The sequence below is a fragment of the Pseudarthrobacter linnaei genome (genome assembly GCF_055412825.1).
Window position 1 is genome coordinate 17,093 of the sequence record NZ_JBVAYX010000024.1, and the last position, 19,988, is coordinate 37,080.

At 66.9% G+C, this 19,988-nt stretch carries 18 protein-coding genes; 6 read left to right on the plus strand and 12 right to left on the minus strand.

Translation table 11 applies throughout. The annotated features are described in order from the left end of the window. Window positions 1–40 precede the first annotated feature (40 nt). Window positions 41–1,183, minus strand: coding sequence for a Gfo/Idh/MocA family protein (locus ACZYZ3_RS16325; protein WP_463964858.1), 1,143 nt, complete (start codon window positions 1,181–1,183; stop codon window positions 41–43). Beyond that, window positions 1,180–1,920 (minus strand): sugar phosphate isomerase/epimerase family protein, encoded by a 741-nt coding sequence (locus tag ACZYZ3_RS16330; protein WP_463964859.1) that lies wholly within the window; start codon window positions 1,918–1,920, stop codon window positions 1,180–1,182. Before ACZYZ3_RS16330 ends, ACZYZ3_RS16325 begins: the two co-directional genes overlap by 4 nt. A gap of 199 nt (window positions 1,921–2,119) precedes the next feature. Between ACZYZ3_RS16330 and ACZYZ3_RS16335 the strand changes: the two genes are divergently transcribed. Then, window positions 2,120–3,337, plus strand: a complete 1,218-nt coding sequence (locus ACZYZ3_RS16335) for an ROK family protein (protein WP_463964860.1) — start codon at window positions 2,120–2,122, stop codon at window positions 3,335–3,337. Window positions 3,338–3,445: 108 nt separating this feature from the next. Further along, window positions 3,446–4,639 carry an MFS transporter gene (locus ACZYZ3_RS16340; RefSeq protein ID WP_463964861.1) on the plus strand — a complete coding sequence of 398 codons (1,194 nt, stop codon included), beginning with the start codon at window positions 3,446–3,448 and terminating at the stop codon, window positions 4,637–4,639. A gap of 236 nt (window positions 4,640–4,875) precedes the next feature. Here ACZYZ3_RS16340 and aceB read toward each other — a convergent pair whose 3' ends face one another. Together aceB and aceA are read right to left on the minus strand one after the other, a co-directional pair. Beyond that, window positions 4,876–6,540 carry a malate synthase A gene (gene aceB, locus ACZYZ3_RS16345; RefSeq protein WP_463964862.1) on the minus strand — a complete coding sequence of 555 codons (1,665 nt, stop codon included), beginning with the start codon at window positions 6,538–6,540 and terminating at the stop codon, window positions 4,876–4,878. A gap of 106 nt (window positions 6,541–6,646) precedes the next feature. Next, window positions 6,647–7,960 (minus strand): isocitrate lyase, encoded by a 1,314-nt coding sequence (aceA, locus tag ACZYZ3_RS16350; RefSeq protein ID WP_463964863.1) that lies wholly within the window; start codon window positions 7,958–7,960, stop codon window positions 6,647–6,649. Window positions 7,961–8,129: 169 nt separating this feature from the next. On the opposite strand from aceA, the gene ACZYZ3_RS16355 reads away from it, so the two are divergent. Together ACZYZ3_RS16355 and ACZYZ3_RS16360 are read left to right on the plus strand one after the other, a co-directional pair. Next, window positions 8,130–9,611: a helix-turn-helix domain-containing protein gene (locus tag ACZYZ3_RS16355; protein WP_463964864.1), complete on the plus strand. Its 1,482-nt coding sequence runs from the start codon at window positions 8,130–8,132 to the stop codon at window positions 9,609–9,611. A gap of 280 nt (window positions 9,612–9,891) precedes the next feature. Next, window positions 9,892–10,017: a hypothetical protein gene (locus ACZYZ3_RS16360; RefSeq protein ID WP_463964865.1), complete on the plus strand. Its 126-nt coding sequence runs from the start codon at window positions 9,892–9,894 to the stop codon at window positions 10,015–10,017. A gap of 182 nt (window positions 10,018–10,199) precedes the next feature. Here ACZYZ3_RS16360 and ACZYZ3_RS16365 read toward each other — a convergent pair whose 3' ends face one another. Next, a complete protein-coding gene (locus ACZYZ3_RS16365) occupies window positions 10,200–11,084 on the minus strand; it encodes a hydroxymethylpyrimidine/phosphomethylpyrimidine kinase (RefSeq protein ID WP_463964866.1) in 885 nt (294 codons plus the stop codon). A gap of 141 nt (window positions 11,085–11,225) precedes the next feature. On the opposite strand from ACZYZ3_RS16365, the gene ACZYZ3_RS16370 reads away from it, so the two are divergent. Continuing rightward, window positions 11,226–12,638 carry an MFS transporter gene (locus tag ACZYZ3_RS16370; RefSeq protein WP_463964867.1) on the plus strand — a complete coding sequence of 471 codons (1,413 nt, stop codon included), beginning with the start codon at window positions 11,226–11,228 and terminating at the stop codon, window positions 12,636–12,638. A 334-nt stretch (window positions 12,639–12,972) separates the two neighbouring features. Next, entirely contained in the window at window positions 12,973–13,665 is a 693-nt protein-coding gene (locus ACZYZ3_RS16375) for a queuosine precursor transporter (protein WP_463964868.1), read from the plus strand. A 20-nt stretch (window positions 13,666–13,685) separates the two neighbouring features. Here the strand turns inward: ACZYZ3_RS16375 and ACZYZ3_RS16380 are convergent, their stop codons facing one another. The 7 genes from ACZYZ3_RS16380 to ACZYZ3_RS16410 all read right to left on the minus strand — a co-directional run bounded on the left by ACZYZ3_RS16380 (window position 13,686) and on the right by ACZYZ3_RS16410 (window position 19,938). Further along, window positions 13,686–14,624: a type IV toxin-antitoxin system AbiEi family antitoxin domain-containing protein gene (locus ACZYZ3_RS16380; protein WP_463964869.1), complete on the minus strand. Its 939-nt coding sequence runs from the start codon at window positions 14,622–14,624 to the stop codon at window positions 13,686–13,688. A 268-nt stretch (window positions 14,625–14,892) separates the two neighbouring features. Further along, window positions 14,893–15,042: a hypothetical protein gene (locus ACZYZ3_RS16385; RefSeq protein ID WP_463964870.1), complete on the minus strand. Its 150-nt coding sequence runs from the start codon at window positions 15,040–15,042 to the stop codon at window positions 14,893–14,895. Between the two features lie 278 nt (window positions 15,043–15,320). Then, the gene (gene tgt / locus ACZYZ3_RS16390; protein WP_463964871.1) at window positions 15,321–16,619 is read right to left on the minus strand and encodes a tRNA guanosine(34) transglycosylase Tgt; all 1,299 of its coding nucleotides are present in this window, start codon (window positions 16,617–16,619) and stop codon (window positions 15,321–15,323) included. A gap of 33 nt (window positions 16,620–16,652) precedes the next feature. Beyond that, complete coding sequence (locus ACZYZ3_RS16395; RefSeq protein WP_463964872.1) at window positions 16,653–17,378, minus strand: SRPBCC family protein; 726 nt, start codon at window positions 17,376–17,378, stop codon at window positions 16,653–16,655. 48 nt (window positions 17,379–17,426) lie between these two features. Next, entirely contained in the window at window positions 17,427–18,500 is a 1,074-nt protein-coding gene (locus ACZYZ3_RS16400) for a DUF6707 family protein (RefSeq protein ID WP_463964873.1), read from the minus strand. A gap of 81 nt (window positions 18,501–18,581) precedes the next feature. Then, window positions 18,582–19,121 carry an NUDIX hydrolase family protein gene (locus ACZYZ3_RS16405; RefSeq protein WP_463964874.1) on the minus strand — a complete coding sequence of 180 codons (540 nt, stop codon included), beginning with the start codon at window positions 19,119–19,121 and terminating at the stop codon, window positions 18,582–18,584. A gap of 43 nt (window positions 19,122–19,164) precedes the next feature. Further along, window positions 19,165–19,938, minus strand: coding sequence for a VOC family protein (locus ACZYZ3_RS16410; RefSeq protein ID WP_463964875.1), 774 nt, complete (start codon window positions 19,936–19,938; stop codon window positions 19,165–19,167). Window positions 19,939–19,988: the final 50 nt, after the last annotated feature.

Here is a 19,988-nt window from a genome sequence, read left to right on the forward strand (position 1 = left end):
CTCGTCGTCGAGGTGGGGCTGGTGGGGTCAAGCTGAACTGCTAGGCGGAAAGCGTTGCCGCGGCCGGGTCCCAGTCTTCGGGCAGAGCCGGGACCCTGGCGGCAGAGCTGTCGACGTCCACGAAGGCTCGGGTGTCGATCGACTCGGAGATGGAGGCCATGGTGTCAAGGATGTGGAAGGCCAGCTCACCCTGGGCCCGGTGCGGCCGGCCTTCGCGGATGGCGCGGGCCATTTCCAGTACGCCGGCCCCGCGGCTGGCGGTGGAGCCGGTAGATGGCACGGTGGTCCAATCGTCGGAGCCGAGCGCGCAGATCCGGATATCGCCGTCGAAGTTGTTTGGATCCGGCAGCGCAATGGTGGCGTCGGAACCGGTGATCTCCACGAAGCCGGCGCGCTTGAACGGTGAGTCAAAGCTGAAGATGCTCTGTCCGGACTCGCCGCCTTCGAATTCCAGGATGGAGCTAACGTGCGTCGGGACGGTGACGGCGAACTTCTCGCCGGCCTTGGGCCCGGAGCCGATCACCCGGGTTTCGCGGGACTTGGATCCGAACGCCGCCACCCTGCGGACGCTGCCGAAGGTCTGGACCAAAGTGGTGAGGTAGTACGGACCAATGTCGAACAGGGGGCCGGCACCGTGCTGGAACAGGAACGCGGGATTCGGGTGCCAGGATTCCGGACCGGGGGACTGCATCAGGGTGAGGGCGGTCAGTGGCGTGCCAATGTCGCCGCGTTCGATCATCCGGCGCGCGGTCTGCAGACCAGCGCCGAGGAAAGTGTCCGGGGCACAGCCGAGACGGACACCGGCCGCGTCGGCCGCCTTGAGCAGTCCACGGCCGCTTTCCCGGTCCAGTGAGAAGGGCTTCTCGCTCCAGACGTGTTTGCCGGCATTGACTGCCTGCGTGGCCACCTCGACGTGGGCTGCCGGGATGGTCAGGTTGATGACGATCTCGACGTCGGGGTGACCGAGGACGGCCTCCACGCCGCCGTGGTTCTCAATCCCGTACTCCGCGGCGCGGGCGGCGGCGGCGTCCTCGAAGAGGTCCCCGATCGCGACGACCCTCACGTCCGGGAAGCTCGTGAGGTTGTCCAGGTACTGCTTGCTGATGACTCCGGCGCCGAGTATGCCAACGCCGACCGGGCCTGATCCAAGGGGGCCGAAGCCGGACCCTGCTGTGTGGCTCATGCGGAGACCTTTCCGGCGCTGAGGTAGTTGTAGCTGTCCCGGACGGCGTCGAACATATCGCCTTGGAAGTCGTCGAGTTCGATCACGCCGGCCTCGAGGGAACCTGCTGATGCGAGCACGTCCCAGATGGGCATCTTGCCGTCGCCCACGGCGAGCTGGCTGGAGGGATCCGCGGTGACGGGGCCGTCCTTGATGTGGATGAACTTCACCCGGTCACCAAGCCGGGCGAGCAGTTCAGCAGGATTCTGCCCGCCGACGGCAGCCCAGTAGGTGTCCAGCTCAAGAACAACCGCAGGGTCCAAATGGTCAGTGAGGTGCTCCAATGCGGTCTTCCCGTCAATCACGGACTCAACTTCCCACCAGTGGTTGTGGTAGCCGACGCGAACGCCGTATCCGGCTCCCTTGGCCGCGGCGGCGTTGAGCTGGGCCGCAGTTTCCTTGATGTCTTCGATCGTGTTCCAGCGCTCGATCGGAACGTGGGGATCGATCACCGTACCGATGCCCAGCTGCTGGGCGGCCGTGAAGATGGCGTCCTGATCATCGCTGAGCAGCGGAGCGTGGCCGGACGGGGCGGTGAGGTTGTTCTCGGCCATGGCCTGCTTCAGTTCAGCGGCTTTGGCAACGAAACGGTAGGGCTCAACCATGGTGAAGCCAATTGCGGCCAGGCGCTGGATGGTTCCAGCCAGATCCTCTTCAAGGGCCTTACGGACCGTGTAGAGCTGGATCGAGTATGACACTGTCTCTCCTCGTCGTTGGGGGGATGAGCGGCAGTCCCCGCCTGATGCCGTCCCAAGGGGATGGCCGATTATGCAGGTAAGTGAGCTGCCTCACCCCAAGCTAGGACCACTTTTGTCGATCGTCAAGCAAAAGTTGCGAATCTAGTTGCAAACTTTCTGAAGCGTGACAGGCATAAGAACTTCGTGCTATCACTTACTCATGAGCACGCCCACCGGCACTGAACCGGCCGCCCCCGAGGCCGCCGGCAGTCTGTCCCGCGCCGGGGACCTGTTCCAGCTCCTGCGTGACGGCAAGGCCCGCACCCGCGCCGAATTGGCTCTGACTACCGGCCTCGCCCGTTCCACCGTCGCGTCCCGTATCGACGCGCTGATGCACTCAGGACTGGTTGGACCGGCGGGCGAGGCCAGCTCCAGCGGCGGCCGTCCGCCGTCGCGCTTTGCCTTCAACCCCGCCGCCCGCGTCGTGCTGGCGGTCGACGTGGGCGCCACCCACGTCATCATCGCCGTCACGGACCTCGGCGGAGCCGTGCTGGCGGAGCGCCGGCTGGCCCAGGACGTCGCTGACGGCCCGGACACCGTGCTGGACCGGGTGGTGGCGGAGGGCATCAAGTTGCTTGACCGGTCCGGCCGCGGCAGGGACGGCCTGGCCGGCATCGGCATTGGGCTGCCCGGCCCGGTGGAACATGCCACCGGGATGCCGGTGAAACCGCCGATCATGCCCGGCTGGGACGGGTTCGACGTCGTCCGGCACGTCCAGCGCTCGCTCCCGGTCCCGGTCCCGGTACTGGTGGACAACGACGTGAACATCATGGCCTTGGGGGAGCGGACCGCCTACTGGCCGGAACACGACAACTTCCTCTTCATCAAGGTCGCCACGGGAATCGGCGCCGGCATCATCAGCAGCGGCCAGCTCCAGCGCGGTGCCAACGGCACGGCCGGGGACCTCGGCCACGTCCGGGTGCCGCGCGGCGACGACGTACTCTGCCGCTGCGGCAACTACGGCTGCCTTGAGGCGCTCGCCTCCGGTCCCGCCGTCGCGCATGCCCTCACGCTGCAGGGACTGCAGGCCGACAACGGCGGCGACGTGCTGCGGCTCGTGGCCGAGGGAAACCTGCAGGCGATCCAGGCCCTGCGCCAGGCGGGCCGGGACCTGGGCGACGTGCTGGCCACCGTCGTGAACCTGCTCAATCCGTCCGTCATCGTGATCGGTGGCAGCCTTGGCCAGGCCGGCGAACACCTCATGGCCGGGGTCCGCGAGGTCGTCTACCGGCGCTCGCTGCCGCTGGCCACCACCCACCTGCGGATCGGGCTGTCCATGGCGGGGGACCAGTCCGCGATCCTGGGTGCCAGCCAGATGGTCACCCAGTATGTGCTCTCGCCTGCCGTGATCGAGGCGACCCTGCAGGCGGCGGGCTGACACCGGGAATCCGCGCGGGTGTCACAATCGCCGGGTCCGGCGGGGGCCCGTGATAGCAATGGGACTGATGAAAGCATATTTCTGCCCGCCGGCCGAGCCGCGGCACCCATGAGCGCCAACGTGCTGGCGAACGTGCCGCGCAGCTGGATCCTGCTGGCCGCCATCGGGCTCATCGCACTGAACATGCGCGGCCCGTTTGTGGCCGTGGCGCCGCTGGTCGGCCCGATGCAGGCAGAACTGGGCTTCTCGCCGGTGGAACTTGGTCTGCTGACCGGCATCCCGGTGCTGTGCTTCGCCCTTGCCGCGCCGCTCGCTGCGCTGACCGGACGCAAGCTCGGCGCGGAAGTCGCCATCACCCTCACCCTGCTGGGCGTCCTGCTGGGCGTGATTGTGAGGTCGGTGGGCAACGGCGCGGTCGTCATGCTGGGCACGGTGATTCTCGGGGTCGCCATCACGATCGGCAACATCGTCGTACCGCTGATCATCCGGCGCGACTTCGCCCCCGCCCGGCAGGGCACGGCGATGGGCATCTACACCGCTGCCCTGAACATCGGCTCCTTTGTCACCGCCATGGTGATGGCGCCGCTGGCCGAACTGTTTGGCTGGCGGCTGGCCCTGGCCGCCTGTGGGCTCTTCGCCGTTGCGGCCCTCGTAGTCTGGGTGCTCGCCTTCGGCAGCCGGGCGTTCCGGCCCGAGCCGGTTCCCACCCCGGAGCCGGCCCGTGCCGGGATCAAGCGGGCGTCGCGCTGGATCACGGTCGGGCTGACCGCAGGGTTCGCCGGGCAAGCGTTCTCCTACTACGGTGTGACCGCCTGGCTGCCCAGCATCCTCGCGGACGAACTCGGCATGACGGCCGCGGAGGCAGGCGCCGGCTCCTCGCTGTTCCAGATCCTCGCCATCGTAGGCGGCCTGGGCGTGCCGCTCGCGGCCCGTTTCGCCAGCACGACGACGGTGGGGCTCACCCTGGGGCTGTTGTGGGTGACCGTTCCGGCGGGCCTGCTGCTGGCGCCGGAGCTGTGGTGGCTGTGGTCCTCATTGGGCGGCATCGCCCAGGGCGGCGGCATCACGCTCATCTTCATCGCCATCATCCGGCTGGCCCGGGACCAGGCCTCGGCGGGCCGGATGTCCGCCATCGTGCAGGGTGTGGGCTACTCCTTTGGTGCCCTGGCGCCGACCCTGCTGGGCTATGCCAACGGGGTCTCGGGGTCGTGGGCCGGTCCGCTGCTGATGGTGCTCGGCTCGGTCGCGATGTTCATCCTCGGGACCGCGCTTTCCCTCCGCCACGTCCCCAGGGCGCACTGACCCTCGCTGCCTCGCTGCCTCGCTAAACTGCCTGGAATGCCGCGCCGAGGTGACAGCTGAGGCCCATGTTCATGGCGAACATGGGCCCTAACTGTCTCCTCGACGCCGTTGTCGAGTCCCCGAGGGGGTCTTCCGTCGCTGGGCCACCGCCCCGGATCTCGGGGGTGCCTGTTGCGAAGGGCATGGCAGCCCAGCAGACGGAAATCTGTACCTACCGGTGTGCTCCCGGACCGGCCTTAGGCGGGGACGAGGGCGGGATCCTCGGTGGGGAGGTCGCCGCCGTCGCGCGCTTCATGCAGGAACCGGTCGTAGGCCGGAAGTGTCAGGAATGCCGGGAACGCCGGGGTGAGCGTGACTTCCTCGAAGATGTCCCGGGCATCGGCGAAGCGGTCGCCTTCGAAGCGTTCGAGCTTGGCGAACTCCTCGTCCAGCATGTCCTCGACCCATTCGCGGGTGATGACGTCGCCGTGGTCCGTGATGGCCCGGGAGAAGATCCACTGCCACAGCTGCGAGCGGGAGATCTCCGCTGTGGCGGCGTCCTCCATCAAGTTGTGGATGGCCACGGCGCCGTTGCCGCGGAGCCAGGACTCTATGTAGCGGATGCCGACCTCGATGTTGTTCCGGATGCCCTGTTCGGTGATGGTGCCGGTGGTGGAGGCGATGTCGAGCAGGGCGCGGTCGTCGGGGGTGACGTCCTCGCGGAGCCGTTCCAGCTGGTTCGGGCGGTCGCCGAGGACGCCGTCGAACACTTCGCGGCAGACCGGAACCAGGTCCGGGTGTGCCACCCAGGAGCCGTCGAAGCCGTCGCCGGCCTCCCGGGTCTTGTCGGCGCGGACCTTCTCGATGGCGATCGCGTTGGCTTCGGCGTCCTTGCGGTTGGGGACGGCTGCGGCCATACCGCCGATCGCCATGGCGCCGCGCTTGTGGCAGGCCCGGACCAGCTGTTCGGTGTAGGCGCGCATGAACGGCTGGGTCATGGTCACCTGGCTGCGGTCCGGCAGGACGAAGCGCGGGCCCCGGGTGCGGAAGTTCTTGATCAGCGAGAAGATGTAGTCCCAGCGGCCGGCGTTCAGGCCGGCGGCGTGGTCGCGCAGTTCGTAGAGGATCTCCTCCATTTCGAACGCGGCCGTGATGGTTTCGATCAGCACGGTGGCGCGGATGGTGCCCTGCGGGATGCCGAGCAGGTCCTGGGCGAGGACGAAGATGTCGTTCCACAAGCGGGCCTCGAGGTGGCTCTCGATCTTCGGCAGGTAGAAGTACGGGCCCTTGCCCTGGGCGATCAGCCGGCGGGCGTTGTGGAAGAAGTACAGGCCGAAGTCGACGATGCCGCCGGCGATCGGGGTGCCGTCAATGAGCATGTGCTTTTCCGGCAGGTGCCAGCCGCGGGGCCGGACCACAATGGTGGGCAGTTCCTCGGCGGAGCGGAGCTTGTATTCCTTGCCTTCGGGGGAGGTGAAGTCGATCCGGCGCTCCAGTGCGTCGGTGAGGTTGAGCTGGCCCTGGATGACGTTGCGCCACGACGGGGTGGACGAGTCCTCCATGTCCGCGAGCCACACCTTGGCGCCGGAGTTCAGCGCGTTGATGGTCATCTTCTTGTCCACCGGGCCGGTGATCTCGACGCGGCGGTCCGTCAGGCCCGGTGCCGGGGGAGCAACGCGCCAGTTCGGATCGTTCCGGACGGACTCGGTCTCGCTCAGGAACCGCGGGTCCTGGCCCTTGCCAATCTGCTGCCGGCGGTCCCGGCGGGCCTGCAACAGCTCCAGCCGCCGACCCTTGGTCGCCTTGTGCAGCTTGGCAACAAAGGCCAAGGCATCAGGAGTCAGGACCTCGCTCTGCCGGCAAATCGGCTGCGCGGTCAACGTAACGCCGTTGATGGTGTAGTCGTCAGTGAAGCTGTTCATGGGAGTTGCTCCTTGAATGTCCGCCGTTGCCCTATCACTTTTGGTCTCCAAAGGAGGCCGATGAGGACCAAAAGTGATAGGGCAACTGGCGGGAAAAGCTGGGGGTTTAGTGGAACTGGCCTTCTTCGGTGGATCCCACCAGAGCCAGGGTGGATGCGTTCGGGTTGAGCGCGGTTGCGATGTCGTCGAAGTAGCCGGTGCCGACTTCGCGCTGGTGCTTGGTCGCGGTGTAGCCGCGGGATTCGGAGGCGAATTCCTTCTCCTGCAGCTCGACGTAGGCGCTCATGCCTTCACGGGCGTAACCGTGGGCGAGGTCGAACATCGAGTAGTTCAGGGCGTGGAACCCGGCCAGGGTGATGAACTGGAAGGTGAAGCCCATGGCGCCGAGTTCGCGCTGGAACTTGGCGATCGTGGCGTCGTCGAGGTGCTTCTTCCAGTTGAACGAAGGGGAGCAGTTGTAGGAAAGCATCTGGTCCGGGAAGTCGGCCTTGACGGCTTCGGCGAACTTGCGGGCCAGCTCCAGGTCCGGGGTGCCCGTCTCCATCCAGATGAGGTCTGAGTACGGGGCGTAGGCCTTGGCGCGGGCGATGCAGGGCTCGATGCCGTTGCGGACCTTGTAGAAGCCCTCCGCGGTGCGCTCGCCGGTGACGAATTCCTGGTCGCGCTCGTCGACGTCGGAGGTGATCAGGGTGGCTGCCTCGGCGTCGGTGCGGGCGATGATCACGGACGGGGTGCCCGCGACGTCCGCGGCCAGGCGGGCGGCGTTCAGGGTGCGGACGTGCTGCTGGCTGGGGATCAGGACCTTGCCGCCGAGGTGGCCGCACTTCTTTTCCGAGGCGAGCTGGTCTTCCCAGTGCACGCCCGAGGCGCCGGCCTGGATCATGGACTTCATCAGCTCGTACGCGTTGAGCGGGCCGCCGAAACCGGCCTCGGCGTCGGCGACGATCGGGACCATCCAGTCCTCGACGGTCTGGATGCCCTCGGAGAACTCAATCTGGTCGGCGCGCAGCAGGGCGTTGTTGATGCGGCGGACCACGGTCGGAACCGAGTTGGCCGGGTACAGGGACTGGTCCGGGTAGGTGTGGCCGGAGTTGTTGGCATCGGCGGCAACCTGCCAGCCGGAGAGGTAGATGGCTCGGAGGCCAGCCTTGACCTGCTGCACGGCCTGGTTTCCGGTCAGGGCGCCGAGGGCGTTGGTGTACTTGCCCTCCTTCTTCTCTTCGGTGAGCTGCTTCCACAGCTTCTCGGAGCCGCGGCGGGCCAGGGTGTGTTCCTCGGAGACGCGGCCGCGGAGGCGTACCACGTCGGAGGCCTTGTAGTCCCGAGTGACACCTTCCCAGCGCGGGTTGGTAGCCCACTCGAGCTCCAGTGCGGTGGCCTGCTGTTCGGGCGTCTGGTTGGGCTCAAATGCTGCAGTCATCTTTGTCTCCTTAGTGGGGCCCCGGGCCGGCCTTACTGCTTCCTCGCAGTGCGACTGGATGATCCGGTGCGGTGTAACTTTTCCGTAAGACCTACTTTTCTGTACTTTCAACCGGCTTTCTAGATGAAAAGACTGGAAAGAAACGCACTTCTTCGCGTATCCTCAATAAATGCACCCCGCCAGTTGGAATCGACCCGCCTCCGCCGCTTCGCCCGCCGTCCCGGAGGTGGATGTCATCAGCATGGGCCGCCGCGTCCGCCACCTCCGCAAGGCTGCCGGACTCACGCTCGATGACCTGAGCGCCACGGTGGGAACGGCCCCCAGCCAGCTGAGCCTGATCGAGAATGGAAAACGTGAGCCCAAGCTCGGACTGCTCCAGCAGCTCGCGGCGGCACTGGGTGTCAGCATCGACGAGCTGTTGGGCGCTGAGCCGCCCAACCGGCGCGCCGCCCTGGAGATAGAGCTGGAGCGCTACCAGCGCAGCCCCATCTACGAGTCCCTCAAGCTGCCCAAGATCCGCATCAGTTCGCGGCTCCCGATGGACGTGCTGGAGTCCATGGTGGGGCTCCAGCACGAGCTCGAACGCCGGCTTAACGAGCAGGTCGCGACGCCGGAAGAGGCCCGCCGCGCGAACGGGGAACTGCGCGCCATGATGCGTGAGCGGAACAACTACTTCCCGGAGTACGAGGCTGAAGCGCAGAAGGTCCTGGCCTCCGTCGGGCACACGAGCGGCCCGCTGTCCCATCACGTCATCGCCGACATTGCCGGGCATCTCGGGTTCACCCTCCACCACGTGGGCGATCTGCCGCACTCCACCCGTTCGGTGACTGACCTTAAGAACCGCCGGATTTACCTCACGCAGAGCGCGCGCAGCGACCACGACCCGCGTTCGGTGCTGCTGCAGGCGCTGGGCCACTACGTGCTGGGGCACCAGACCCCCACCAACTATGGTGACTTTCTGATGCAGCGGGTGGCCACGAACTATTTCGCCGCCGCGCTCCTGCTGCCGGAACAGGCCACCGTGGAGTTCCTGCAGAAAGCCAAGCAGGCCAAGGAGATCGCGGTGGAGGACATCCGGGACGCCTTCGCGGTGTCCTACGAGACCGCCGCGCACCGCTTCACCAACCTCGCCACCCAGCACCTGGACCTTCGGACGCACTTCCAGAAGACCCACAAGAGCGGCATCATCTACAAGGCCTACGAGAACGACGGCGTGACGTTCCCGCAGGACCACACCGGCGCCATCGAGGGCCAGCCGTCCTGCAAGAACTGGACGTCCCGGGTGGTCTTCGACGTGCCGGACAAGTTCTCCGCGTACAACCAGTACACCGACACCCCGGCCGGGACCTTCTGGTGCACGGCGCGGACCGAACGCTCCGCCAACGGCGAGTTCTCCCTTTCGGTCGGTGTTCCGTACGCCCAGGTGAAGTGGTTCCGCGGCCGGGACACCACGGAGCGGTCCAAGTCGACCTGCCCGGACGAAAGCTGCTGCCGGCGCCCGCCGGCGGCCCTGACCTCGGAGTGGGCCGGCAACGCCTGGCCCTCGGCGCGGGCGCATTCGCACCTGCTCGCCGCGATGCCGCCGGGCGCGTTCCCCGGCGTGGACGAGACCGAGGTCTACAGCTTCCTGCAGGCACACGCGGGCAGCTGATCCGGCCGTTCCCGCGGTCCAGCACCCCGATCGCCGGTAACTCTCCGGGTCGCCGAAAATTTCCGGCGAACGGGAGAGTTACCGGCGACCTCGGCGTGCTAGGGCCTACGGCGTGCCCGGCCAGCACGGCCGGGGACAGGTAGCTACCCATCGCGGCGACGACGGTGGCTAAGACCTCCTCGGCGTCGGCAGCGGTAGTGAGTGGCACTCTGACCGGACCAACACCCACGATCACTGGAACCAAAACCGGGGGTGGCGCACTGACAGCAACCCCCGGCGCGTGGGGCCCTCGCCGGTAGCCCTCAAATACCAGTGGTACCGCGGCGCCACAGCAATCGCCGGTGCCACCGCCCAGACCTACACGCTGGTCGCGGCCGACAAGGGGAGTGCACCAAAAGTCCGGTGACCGGCACAAAGACCGGTTACACAGTCCTTAGCCGGGACTCGGTGCGGACAGCCGCCATCGGCTGCGGCGGATCTCGCGGCGCTGAGGTCCTGCCGTGTCGCCGGAAGCCGCCGGGTTCGCCGGGAACTTCCGGCGGTCTGGGCGGCTTTGGGCGAACTCGGCGCCGCGCAGGGTGAAGGGCCCTAGCGCGGGCCGCCCTGCCAGAGGGCGTCGAACGGCGCTCCCGAGGCCACCCGGTTCCGGATCCCGGCGGTCACAAAAGCCTTGGCTGTCCGGGCTGCCTCCAGCGGCGTCGCGCCCTTGGCGAGCTCGGCCGTCACGGCGGCGGCCAGCGAGCAGCCGGCACCGGAGACTGCCACTTCGCCCACCTTCGGGGCGGACAGGACCTCCAGTGTCTCGCCGTCGTAGTAGACGTCGACGGCGTCGGGTCCGGGCAGGCGCACGCCGCCCTTGGCGAGCACCGCGGCGCCGCTGAGCTCGTGGATCCGGACGGCGGCGGCCTTGAGCGATTCGAGGTCGGTGATTTTGAGACCGGAAAGGGACTCGGCCTCGAAGTGGTTCGGCGTGACAAACGTGGCCAGCGGCAGGATCTGCGCCTTGAGGGCCTGGTCCGTATCCAGCGCGTGGCCCGGCTCCTGGCCCTTGCAGATCAGCACCGGATCCAACACCACGTTCTTGAACCCAGCGGCGGCCAGCGCCGCGGCGACCGTCGAAATTGTCGCGGGACTGCCCAGCATGCCGATCTTCACGGTATTCAGCACGGACGGCGCGCCGGACCCGGCACCGTAGGCCGCCGTCGTCGCCTCCAGCTGGTCGGCGATGACCTGCGGGTCGATCGGGACGAAGCGGTGGTTCCAGTTGTCCTGCGGATCGAAGGACACGATGCACGTCAGGTTGGCGATGCCGAAGACGCCGAGTTCCTGGAAGGTCTTCAGGTCAGCCTGCGCGCCGGCGCCGCCGGTCGCTTCGGAGCCGGCGATGGTCAGGGCAACGGCGGGAGTGGCCGCGGCGGCGTCGGAGGCGGTGTTGGAAACAGCCGCGGCGGAGTTGAGGGCGGTGGAAGTCATGGACCCATCCTGCCATTCCAGGAAAGCCCGCCGCATTGTGCGAATGACCAATATGACCACAACCAACGTGTCCCGGATCACCGGGAATAAGGTGGCGGACGGTGTTGCCTCTTGCGGCGCCGGATCCAGGAAGGTTCATTGATGAGCACCCAGCTGTCCGAATCGGCGCAGACGAGACGAGCCGTGAGCAATATTCTCAAAGGCTCTGCCGGCAACCTCGTCGAATGGTACGACCTCTACGTTTACACAGTTTTCGCGGCCTATTTCCAGTCGCATTTCTTCAATTCCAAGGATGAGCTCCAGGCGGGCCTTGAGGCCATGGCCGTCTTTTCGACCTCGTTCCTGATGCGCCCTGTTGGTGCCTGGTTCTTCGGCCGCTATGCCGACCGCAAGGGACGCAAGGCGGCCCTGACACTCAGCGTGACGATCATGTCGGCCGGTTCCTTCGCCATAGCCATCCTGCCGACGACCCAGCAGATCGGCGTCTGGGCACTGATTCTGCTGATCCTGGTGCGGCTGGTCCAGGGCTTCTCCGTGGGCGGCGAATACGGCACCAGCGCGACCTATATGTCCGAGGCCGCCACGTCCAAGCGACGCGGATTCTTCTCCAGCTTCCAGTACGTCACCCTGATCGGCGGCCAGATGCTGGCCCTGCTGGTCCTCGTCATCCTGCAGAACACCATGGACAAGGGCGCCCTGACCGAATGGGGCTGGCGCATCCCGTTCGCAATCGGCGGCGTGGCCGCGCTCGTGGTCCTGTGGCTGCGGCGCTCGATGGAAGAAACCGTGTCCGCCGAGCAGGTCGAGGCCGCCAAGATTCCGGCCGTGGCCGGCGTTGCGCAGCCCGGCACCATGAAGCTGCTGTTCACGCAGCACTGGAAGCCGCTACTGATCTGCATCGGCGTCACCCTCGGCGGCACCGTGGCGTTCTACACGTACACCAACTTCATCCTGAAGTTCATGAACGATACCTCCGGGATCGCCAAGACCGACACCTCCGTGATCAACTTCTGGGCGCTGTTCATCTTCATGCTGCTCCAGCCGCTCTACGGGATCATCTCGGACAAGGTCGGGCGCCGGCCGCTGCTGCTCTGGTTCGGCATCACCGGTGTCCTGTTCACCTGGCCGCTGCTCTCCACCCTGGCCGGCACCAAGGATCCGTTTACCGCGTTCCTGCTCATGATGGGCGGCCTGCTGATCGTCGGCGGCTACACCTCGATCAACGCCCTCGTGAAGGCCGAGCTGTTCCCGGCCTCCATCCGCGCCCTCGGCGTCGGCCTCGGCTACGCCATCGCGAACTCGCTGTTCGGCGGAACGGTTCCGCTGCTGGGTGCGGCGTTCCAGAAGGCCGAGCGCGTAGACCTGTTTTTCACCTACGTCACCGTGGCCATCGCCATCTCGTTGATGGTCTACATCTTCGCGCTGAAGAACAAGAAGTCCACACACCTGGACCACGAACAGGGCCACGCGTGGGAACCCGCTGCCGCCCCGGAAGTTCCGGTCGACGGCCGCAAGGACGACGACAAGGACCTCGTCGACGCCTCGCGCCGCTAGCTTGGTGGACCGCCCAACCGGCGGTGAGTACGACGACGGCGGGTTGCCGGCTCCGGGACTTTGGCCCGGTAGCAGGCGGCCCGCCGTCGTCGTTCAGGGGGTTGCCGAATGGGAAGCCGCGCCGAAATCCAAGCCGGGTCTGCGTGCCTGCAGCCGGGAAGCAGGCCGCTGGTCCGCAGCGCCAGACAACAACTCCAGACTGCGGGTGAGAGAATGGTGGACGGTTCCGGCAGCTTGTTTCCCCGGACCCGTCCAGTGCTAATATAGCCGGCTGCCCAGCGAGGTCCTCCCCGAGGACCCGGGACGCCGAGCGAACCACTATGAAGGAACACCCATGACTTCCGCCCAGACGTTCCCGGCCGATGCGCCGCCAAAGTTCGCCTCGATTGGTTCCTCCTACTTCGGCATCCTGCTGGCCGTCATGGCCGTCGTGCTGATTCTGTCCAACATCGGGGCATCGAAGGGCGTGGCGATCGGCCCGGTCATCACCGACGGCGGCTTCTTCCTCTTCCCGCTGGCCTACATCCTCGGGGACGTCATCAGCGAGGTCTATGGCTTCAAGGTGGCTCGCAAGGCCATCATCATCGCCTTCGCGCTGTCGGTCTTTGCCTCGCTCTGCTACTGGATCATCATCGCCTTGCCGGGTTTCGACGACGACTTCGGGGTCGCCAAACAGGCCGCGCTGGAGGGCGCGCTGGGCCCGGTTCCGCAGATCGTGCTGGCATCACTACTGGCGTTCCTGGCCGGGCAGACCATCAACGCGTGGATCCTCGTGAAGATGAAGGCACGCACGGGGGAGAAGTCGCTCTGGGCGCGCATCATGGGATCCTCGGTCGCCGGCGAGTTCGTGGACACCCTGATCTTCTGCAGCATCGCGGCTTCCGTGATCGGCATTACCGACGTCGGCACGTTCGTGAACTACGTTGTTGTGGGTTTCCTCTATAAGACCCTCGTGGAGTTCCTCTTCGTCCCGGTCACCGCGGCCGCGATCGCCTGGATCAAGCGGCGCGAACCGAGCTACGGGTAGGGCGGCTGGCGCTGCTCGGCTCAGGGCGTTTGGCGTCCAGCCAAGGCGCGAAGAATGCGGCTCTTGAACTCCTGCTCCCGGAAGAGGTCCTTCCACTCAACGCGAACAAACCGCCAGCCCTCTTCCTCCAGGGCCTTCTCCCGGCGCCGTTCTTCAAAGATCACCTCGGGTGTCGGTCTGTAGTCGAAGTACTTGGTTTTGCCATCGAACTCGAGAGCGACCATCTCCTCCTTCCACGCAAAGTCCAAGCGATGCCGCCCGGCGCGGCTTGACACTTCAAGCTGCGGCACCGGGGGTCGGATCCGCAACCGGAGAATCAGCTCTCGGCTCAGGCTTTCGCCGGGAGATTCGGACCTCGGATCGGCCGTGGCCAGGACGCGGCGGAACGTCCGGATCCCCCGACGGCCGTCCAGCGAGTCTGCCATGGCCTGCAGGGCGGATGGGTCCGCGCCAGAACGGAGCGCGTGGTCCGTGAGGATCAATGCCTGCCTGTAGCGCAGCATCATGGCGCAGTCAGCAACGGTGCGCTCCAGGGACGTTGTCCGAAGTCCGTTGACAACAGCGACGTCGTCATCGGCGAAGGGACGGGTGTGGCAGCGGACGTCCCTACCGTGGCGCTCGTTCGACGGCCGCACCTTCTGGAGGATATGGATGGCGTCATCCACGTCCCACAGGTGAAGCCGGCGGAGGCGCGCAGCGGACGTGTGGCTATAGAGGAAACGACCAGTCGACGTCGTCCGCGTTCCGTGGGCATGCGCATATATGAGCTGCCTGCTCCGGGCACTCGGGGGCTGGGCGAGCCACAGGCTGGCCCGAATGTAGCAGCCGTGTCGGAGCCGGACGAGGGTGCCCGACTCCAGGAGTGAACGGATAGCCCGTGAGCCATAACCGAGGTCCAACAGTTGCTCGGTGCGCCAGAGGTTGCCCTTCGGCGGCAACCCAAGTGGGTGGATTGTCATATGACCAGCTTCAGCTCCCAAACGCGCCGGCGGCAGGCTCGGACTTCGCTATGTGGAAAAACGGGAGATCGCCGGATGGCCGCCCGGTTCGCCGAGAGGTTTCGGCGACATCGGGTGCAAGCGGAGGCATTGCTGCGCTGGGGCGGCGCGAGATCGCCGGACAATCGCCCGTTCGCCGTAACTTTTCAGCGACTTCGGGTGCAACCGGCGAGTTCGGGCGGCGGCGGTCCCCCGGCCGGGGCGCGCGGTCCATGGCCTGGGTTGGCCCTCAGCCGGAAAGTCGGGCTGTGGTGCCGCGGACGCTAAGGGTCGGTTCGATCAGCTTGCGCTCGGGCTTGAGGGCCGGGCCCTGGATCCGTGCCAGCAGCGTGTTGCCGACGCCGACACCGACGCCGACAAGGTCACTGCGGTTGTCCATGGACGACATGTCCAGCTACCGCGACATGGCCAGCTGGGAGTTGTCGTGGCCGATCACGGAGGGGTCCGCCGGGGACGGAGAGGCCACGTGCCCTGGCGGCTGCGAGGGCACCCCGGTAGCCGGCGGCCGCTCGCAGATCGCTTCCAGACAGGCAATCGCGCAGGGTTCTACACCGAGTTCGCCCAGACGGACGGTGGGCGGGCCCCGGGGCGAGGTCGACGGTGGGCGGGCCCCGGGGCGAGGTCGACGGTGGGCGGGCCCCGGGAGGCGGGAGGCCCCTAGGAGTAGTACTGCCCCAGGGTTTCGGCCTTGAGCTCGAAGAAGGTGCCGGCCTCGATGGCGAGACGGGCGTCGTCGACCATCTTCACCACGAAGCGCTCGTTGTGGATGGAGATCAGCGTGGCGGAGACCATTTCCTTGGCCTTGAACAGGTGGTGGATGTAGGCCCGGGAGTAGTTCAGGCAGGCGTAGCAGTCGCAGCCTTCCTGCAGCGGGCCGAAGTCGCGCTTGTACATGGCGCCGGAGAGGTTGTACCTGCCGGTTGGGTGGTAGAACGCAGAATTCCGGGCCACCCGGGTCGGGGAGACACAGTCGAAGGTGTCCGCGCCGTTTTCGATCGCGGTGAAGATGTCGTCCGGCTCGGAGATGCCAAGGAGGTGCCGGGGCTTGTTCTCGGGCAGTTCCTCGTTGCACCAGCGCACGATTGTGCCCAAGTTTTCCTTTTCCAGGGCCCCGCCGATGCCGAAGCCGTCGAAGTTCAACGCGCCGAGGTCGCGGCAGGCCTTGCGGCGCAGGTCCTCGTACTGGGCGCCCTGGATCACCCCGAAGAGCGCCTGGTAGGGCTTGCCGGCACGCTCGGACGTGAGCCGAAAGTGCTCGGTGATGCAGCGCTCGGCCCAGCGCCGGGTGCGCTCCAGGGATTCCTCCTGGTAGCCGCGGGAGTTTTGCAGCGTGGTGAGCTCGTCGAACGCGAACATGATGTCCGCGCCGATCTGGTGCTGGACGTTCATGGAGATCTCCGGGCTGAAGCGGTGCCGGTCGCCGTTGAGGTGGCTCTTGAACCACACGCCCTCCTCGTCCACATGGGCCAGGCGTTCCTTGCCGGGGGCGACGGCGTCGTCGGGTCCTGAATTGTCCACCGCTTTCATGTCGATGACCTTCTTGAACCCCGAGCCCAGGCTCATCACCTGGAACCCTCCGGAGTCCGTGAACGTGGGCCCGCGCCAGTTCATGAAGGCACCCAGCCCGCCGGCCTCGTCCAGGATGTCCGCGCCCGGCTGCAGGTACAGGTGGTAGGCGTTGGCCAGCACGGCCTGTGCGCCCAGCTCCGCGACTGACTCCGGGAGGACCGACTTGACCGTGGCCTTGGTGCCGACCGCGATGAACGCCGGGGTCTGGATCTCGCCGTGCGGTGTGGTGATGGTGCCGGTGCGGCCGAGGAACTCCCCGCCATTGGCGCTGACCTGGGCCGCCGAGGGCGAGCAGCTTTCGCTCAGGCGTTTGCCCACGCGGAAGGAAAACTCGGACTGCTGGGCCGGCAGGAGCGATGGCACGGGCGTTTCAGGATTGGCTGGCACCGTTCAAGTGTGCCAGCTAAGAGCCTTCAACCCTTAGTGCAGCGGATCGGATGTGGGGTAGTTCTCAGCCCGCCACTTGTCCCAGTAGTTGCGGATGGACTCCAGCCGGTGCGCGCCGAGGTCATAGGTGGAGACGATGACCAGGGATCCGCCCTCGGGCCGGACGTCCTTGATGGCCGGCTGGTCCGCCACGATCACCAGGCCCTCGCCGTGTTCCGCGTAGTGGTGGATCGTGAGCCCCACCTGGTGGTTGCTGCGGAACCAGACCTTGCCGGAGACTTCCTCGCCCGTGGCCAGGGTGAGCGAGTACGGTTCGCCGGGCTTGGGGACGTCGGACAGGCCCAGCTTTTCGATCGCGGACCCTTCGTTGCCCGGGACGGAGAAGAAGAAGGTTCGGCGTTTGCCGTGCGGATGCCGTTCAAGGGCGAAGCGGAGCTGCTGGATGAAGGTCAGCCAGCCCTGGGTGATGTCCTCGTCCCAGGCGGCCCACTCGGAATTGTGGTCCACGGCGGCCCGCGTGACACTGACTTCCGTGCCGGCCGGGACCGGTTTTAAGGTGAACACGTCCCCGCCGTCGACCACCAGGGACGTGTGGTCGGCGCCTTCGATGACATTGGGGCTGAAATAGATCTCATTGATCTCGGCCGCCTGGTCGTCGGCTTCCCAGCCGTGCCACTGGGCTACCTTGGCGGGCTCACGCAGCATTGTCCAGACCTGCTGCGCGTCGGAGTTGATCACAACGCTCAGATTGTTCGTCATGGGGTGAATCTACAACGCCCGGCCGGAAGGGGGTAGGGGGCAAACGCCTCAGGAACGGACGGACTCGAGTTCGTTGCCGATCCGGCGGTCCAGCTCCGGGGCGCCGATGGTTTCCGAGCCGCCGTGGGCGCGCAGGAAGAGTAGGGCCTCGAGCCGCAGGAGCCGCCACTCGCGTTCCGCATCCGGAGTCGAGTTGTCCATCGAGCGGAAGATTTCCTTGTCGTACAGGTTCGGTTCGTTGAGCGAGCGCTGGCGGACCTTGGCGTTGATCCGGGCCTTGAACGGGTCCGTCTCCATGGCATCGGGGGCGCGCAGGAACTTCTCGTAGACCGCGGCCCGCTCCTCCTGGCCGAGCTGTCGGCAGATGTAACTGGACAGGGCGAGGGAGGCCTCCACCGAGGCCCAGCGGCCGCGGTTGCCGTCGAAGGGCAGCACGTTGAGCAGGTCCGCGACGGCGAGGGCGCTTTCGGCATCCTTGAGGATGATGAACATCTCCTGCGCGAGGTCGCTGAGGTCCTTGAGGCAGCTGCCGGACTTCGTATTGATGCCCTTGGCCAGCCGTTCGCTGAGCAGCAGCACTCCCGCCGAGTCCGGGTGGGCCTCGGCCACAGCCTGCACCACGGACTCCGGCGTACCCTCAAGGGCGGGGATCAGCGCCAGGTCCTCTTCGCTGGGGCCGCTCGCCGCCGGCGGAACGGGCGGCAACGGGGGGACGACGACGGCGGCAGCGGCGCCGCCGTCGGCCTCCCCGGCACTGTCCTGCCCGCCCGCGCCGCCCCTTACGTCGACCGGGACCCCAGCCGGGACGCCGGCCGCATCGCCCGCTGCCTCGGCAGCCGGTTCGGGCGGCTGAGCCGGGGAGCCGGCAGCTTCGGCGGTGGGTTCCTCAGCCCCGGCGGCAGCGCCGACGATTAGGACGGTGGAGGAGGCCGCGATCCGGAGTCCGCCGCCTCCCGTGAGGGTCGCCAGGACCATGGCAGGGGTACCGAAATCGTCGGTTTCGACGTCAACGCGCAGGATTTCGGCGGAGCGGTTGCCGTCGGGCAAGAGCAGCTGATCGCCGCTCTGCAGAAATCCAGCCTGCTGTTCGATGTAGTTCGGGGCGGCCGGGGGGTGAGTCATTGCAGTCCTTAAATTCTTTTGCGGTCCGCCCAACAGTCTACAAAGGCCCGCGTGGGAAGTCGGGGACGCAGCCGCCGCCGGTCAGTTCCCGACGCCGGCGAAGGCCAGGGCCTGGCGGATCAGGGCGCCGCGGCCGCCGCTGAATTCCAGTTGGACATCCGAGCTCATGACCTCCTGCGGGGTCATCCACGTCAGTTCCAGCGCGTCCTGCCGCGGCGAACATTCGCCGGTAACGGGGATGACGTACGCCAGGGCGACGGCGTGCTGGCGGTCATCGGTGAATCCGGTGTGGGACGGGGACGGGAAGTATTCGGCCACAGTGAACGGCACCGGGCTGATCGGCAGCTGCGGGAAGGCCAGCGGTCCGAGGTCCTTCTCCATATGCCGCAGCAGGGCCGCGCGGATGGTCTCGCGGTACAGCACGCGGCCGGACACCAGGGAGCGGACCATCGTGCCGTCCTCGTCAGCCTGCAGGAGCGTGCCAACCTCGTTCACAAACCCGAGCGGATCCAGCCGGACCGGGACGGCCTCGACGTAGACCATGGGCAGCCGGCCGCGCGCCTCGAACAAATCTTCGTCGGAGAGCCAGCCGGGGTTCGGGTCAGGAGTGCGAACGTTCATGGTTAAGTTCTACCCCATCACTGCGGCTGGGGCGTGGTCCCACTCACCCGGCGGACGGCGCCGCGGAAATCCAGAGTGGCGGGTGGGCGGCGATGCCGTCCGCATCGGGATTGGCCACGTGCAGGGTGGGGACGGCGGCCTCCTCAATGACCGCGGCCTCGTTCCCGGCCGCGTTCAGACGCTCACGGAGTGCGGCCAGGTCGCCGGCGTATTCGAAGCCCAGGCCGGCACGCCCGGACCCGGAGCCCGCGCCGACCATCAGGATCCCGCCGTTCTTCGCCATAAAGGCCTCGGATTCGGCAGTGTTGATCTCGGCTCCGCTGCCCGGGAGCGGGCGGGGCTGGGCGCCGATGTCGCGCAGGGTCCGGGCCGCCGCGACGGCGTCCTCGGAGAACCAGACCCCGACGACGGCGGTGCCCGGGTCCGCTTCCGCCGCCCCGCCCCAGCTGCCGTCCGGTGCGCGGGTGGCAGGGTCGGCGAGGAAACTGAAGCCGTCCGCGGCAGTGATCCGGCAGGACGGGCCGTGGTCCGCGTCGATGAGTTCCGCGGTGGTGCCTGCGGCGGTGGTGCCTGCGGCGGCGCCGGACTCGTTGGTCCGCCGGGCGAATTCCTTCAGGTCGCCGACCTCGACGCCGAGGGATGTGGTGCCGTCCTCGGCCGAGCCCTGCTCGACAAAATGGAGGGCGAGCCGGCCGGAGCCGGCGTCGAACTCCCGCCAGGTGGGCTCGTCAACGGTCTTGACCATGCCAAGTCCGGTGAGCAGCCGCTCCCATTCATCAAGGCGGGAGGTGAAGTGGATCAGGCGGACACGCAGCATCTTTGCTCCTCAGAGTTGTGAAGGGTTTCGCTCTCAGGGATATAGTCCCA

Excerpts from the sequence above, each read along its gene's own strand:
- ACZYZ3_RS16380 (WP_463964869.1), bottom strand. The coding sequence starts at position 14,624 with ATGACAATCCACCCACTTGGGTTGCCGCCGAAGGGCAACCTCTGGCGC.
- ACZYZ3_RS16325 (WP_463964858.1), bottom strand. The coding sequence starts at position 1,183 with ATGAGCCACACAGCAGGGTCCGGCTTCGGCCCCCTTGGATCAGGCCCG.
- ACZYZ3_RS16375 (WP_463964868.1), top strand. The coding sequence starts at position 12,973 with ATGACTTCCGCCCAGACGTTCCCGGCCGATGCGCCGCCAAAGTTCGCC.
- ACZYZ3_RS16370 (WP_463964867.1), top strand. The coding sequence starts at position 11,226 with ATGAGCACCCAGCTGTCCGAATCGGCGCAGACGAGACGAGCCGTGAGC.
- aceB (WP_463964862.1), bottom strand. The coding sequence starts at position 6,540 with ATGAACAGCTTCACTGACGACTACACCATCAACGGCGTTACGTTGACC.
- ACZYZ3_RS16355 (WP_463964864.1), top strand. The coding sequence starts at position 8,130 with ATGCACCCCGCCAGTTGGAATCGACCCGCCTCCGCCGCTTCGCCCGCC.
- aceA (WP_463964863.1), bottom strand. The coding sequence starts at position 7,960 with ATGACTGCAGCATTTGAGCCCAACCAGACGCCCGAACAGCAGGCCACC.
- ACZYZ3_RS16395 (WP_463964872.1), bottom strand. The coding sequence starts at position 17,378 with ATGACGAACAATCTGAGCGTTGTGATCAACTCCGACGCGCAGCAGGTC.
- ACZYZ3_RS16410 (WP_463964875.1), bottom strand. The coding sequence starts at position 19,938 with ATGCTGCGTGTCCGCCTGATCCACTTCACCTCCCGCCTTGATGAATGG.
- ACZYZ3_RS16335 (WP_463964860.1), top strand. The coding sequence starts at position 2,120 with ATGAGCACGCCCACCGGCACTGAACCGGCCGCCCCCGAGGCCGCCGGC.
- ACZYZ3_RS16365 (WP_463964866.1), bottom strand. The coding sequence starts at position 11,084 with ATGACTTCCACCGCCCTCAACTCCGCCGCGGCTGTTTCCAACACCGCC.
- ACZYZ3_RS16385 (WP_463964870.1), bottom strand. The coding sequence starts at position 15,042 with ATGGACAACCGCAGTGACCTTGTCGGCGTCGGTGTCGGCGTCGGCAAC.
- ACZYZ3_RS16400 (WP_463964873.1), bottom strand. The coding sequence starts at position 18,500 with ATGACTCACCCCCCGGCCGCCCCGAACTACATCGAACAGCAGGCTGGA.
- ACZYZ3_RS16340 (WP_463964861.1), top strand. The coding sequence starts at position 3,446 with ATGAGCGCCAACGTGCTGGCGAACGTGCCGCGCAGCTGGATCCTGCTG.
- ACZYZ3_RS16405 (WP_463964874.1), bottom strand. The coding sequence starts at position 19,121 with ATGAACGTTCGCACTCCTGACCCGAACCCCGGCTGGCTCTCCGACGAA.